The organism is Streptomyces incanus (assembly GCF_042656345.1).
GTDB classification, from domain to species: Bacteria; Actinomycetota; Actinomycetes; order Streptomycetales; family Streptomycetaceae; genus Streptomyces; species Streptomyces incanus.
This window is the reverse complement of the sequence record NZ_JBHSPC010000185.1, coordinates 1-2,433: the sequence shown is the minus strand read 5'-3', so window position 1 is coordinate 2,433 and position 2,433 is coordinate 1. Positions and strand designations below refer to the sequence as shown.

1 protein-coding gene is annotated in these 2,433 nt (G+C 70.9%); it reads right to left on the bottom strand.

Translation table 11 applies throughout. The features are described 5' to 3' along the window. Positions 1–2,165, bottom strand: a 2,165-nt coding sequence (locus ACFP2V_RS38585) for a recombinase family protein (protein ID WP_381221431.1), incomplete at its 3' end; no start/stop codon positions are given. Positions 2,166–2,433 lie beyond the last annotated feature (268 nt).

Genomic DNA, 2,433 nt, shown 5'->3' with positions numbered 1-2,433 from the left:
TGATCTTCTCCCTTCCGTGGTGCGAGGGCCGGTTCCTGGTTGTCCAGGTACTGCTGCCGGGTGTAGTAGCCGTTGGGGCGGGCGCGTCGCTCGCGCAGGGCGGTGAGTTCGGCGGGGTCGGCGTGCAGGATCCACAGGCGGCCGGTGCGGTCCCGGCGCCCGTTGACCCAGCCGCGGCCGATCCAGCCGTGCAGGGTGATCTGCGGCATGTCGAGTTCGGCGGCCAGCTGTGGCAGGAACCATTCGTGGGCGCCGAGTTGGTCGGTGGCCCGGGTCCAGCCGGTGCGTCCGGGATATTGCAGCAGGCCCTGCCGCCGCAGGAGGCTGTGCATGCCGGCCGGTGAGAACGGCCCGTTGCGCTTGGCGGTGCGGTAGCCCTCGGCGTTGACCACTTCGGCGATCTTCCGGGGGCCCAGGCCGGCCTCGGACAGCTCCCGGATCCGCGCGATCAGCTGCGGATAGTAGGAGAGCTGCTCGACCTTGGCGACAGGGCGTCGGGTGCGGACCGTGCTGGCGCGGCCCCCGGCCCAGGTGATGGTGGCCTCGACGATCTCACTGTCGTTTACGACGCGGACCGCGATGCGTTCGATGAGCAGGCGGACGAGCTGCTTGCGCTCGGCCATGGTGGTGCTGGGGGCGTGCCACAGCCCCGGCAGGTCGTCGGCCAGGGACCGGATCGCCTCGCGTTCGGCGGCGGTCAGGACCCGCGGGGCCGTCGCCAGCTGTCGGGTGTGCTCGCGCAGCAGGTCCTCGCGGGCGGCCAGGGCCTGCTCCCAGTCCTTCTCCAACTGCCGTACCACCAGGCGGTTTTCCGGTTCGGCCAGGTGGTAGCAGCGGCGGGCCCGGTCGATTTCGTAGTCGGCCCGCTCCAGGCGCTGGCGCCAGATGTCTTCCACCGCGGCCCGGTCCGCCTGGACCTGCTCGGCAGCGGCCAGGGACAGTTCCAAGGAGGCCGGGGCGAGCGCGGCCAGCAGTTGCTCGGTGACACAGGCATCCAGGCAGGCACCGACCAGTTGCTGGCACATCCGTCCGCCGTAGTGGGCCTCCTCCCAGTTGCACAGGTAGATGTGACTTTCGCCGTGCGGGTCGGTGCGGTAGCGCACGTTCATGTGCGTGCCGCAGCGGGCGCACACCAGCAGGCCGGTCAGCAGGGCCGGTCCTTCACGGGGTGCCCCGGGGGTGGCGGCGCTTTGACGGTTGGCCTGCAGCCGGGCCCGGTTGCGTTTCCACTGCTCCTCGGTGATGTAGGCCGGAAGGCGGCCGGGCAGGTAGACCAGCCAGTCCTCGGGGTCCTTGACCTCGGTGGTGTGCACTCCGTGGGCGGTGTACTGGCTGTGCTTGCGGCCGAAGGTGTAGATCCCGGCGTAGACGGGGCTGCGGATCATGTTCCGCAGGACGGTGCGGTTCGGGCGGCGCCACACCACCTTGCCGCGCTCGGGTCCACACCGCTCCCGTCCGCCCAGTTCGATCCCGTGGGCCACCATCCAGCGCAGCACCGCGTGCACGGTGCCCAGCTCCTCGTACTTGGTGAACACCAGGCTGACCACCGCGCGGACCTGCTCGTCGGGGTCCAGGACCACCTCGCCCGAGGGGCGGCGCCAGTAGCCCAGCGGCGGGTCTACGCTCAGCTCTCCGCGGCGGGCCTTGGCCAGTCGGCCGCCCCACATCCGCTGCTTGATCAGGTACAGCTCGGCCTCGCTGATGGTGCCCTTGAGCCCCAGCAGCAGGCGGTCGTTGTGCTCGGCCGGGTCGTAGATGCCGTCCGGGTCGGCCAGCAGGGTCTGCGAGAGCGCACACAGCTCCAGCAGCTGGTGCCAGTCCCGGCCCGAACGGGCCAGCCTCGACATCTCGGTCCCCAGCACCAGGCCCACGTGTCCCAGGCCCACCTCGGAGACCAGCCGGGTGAAGCCCGGGCGTTCCTGGACACCGGCCGCCGAGTGGCCCGTGTCCTCGTCGATCACCAGGACCCGCGAGGGCGGCCATCCCAGGGTGGTGGCCCGTTCCACCAGCGCGTACTGCATCTTCGCTGATTCGGTGTTGCAGCGGAGTTGACGTAGCGTCGACTGTCGGACGTACACGACCGCGAGACGGTCACGGTGTTCTGCCCGGACCTTGCCCGGCGCCTCGGCCGGCGGCCGGTCCTGAGCCGCCACTGCCATCATCATGATCACCTCCGCTCCTCGGAGGGCCGCCGCCCCGGTTCGTCTCCAGCATCGTCGCCCTGGCCCGGCGCGCAAGCAGCGTTCCCAGCAACCGCAGCGCCAGGCGGCGGCTGGTCGGCGGGAACTCCTCCCAATGCGGGACGTTTACCCAGGTCAAGGGGGGTGGATGTCAGCAGAGGCCGGCATGGGTCCTCACCGCCGTCGTGCTCGTGGCCCCGGCCGCGGATCGCTCCGATGACCTCCACCAGCCGCAGCAGGGCGTCCACCCCGA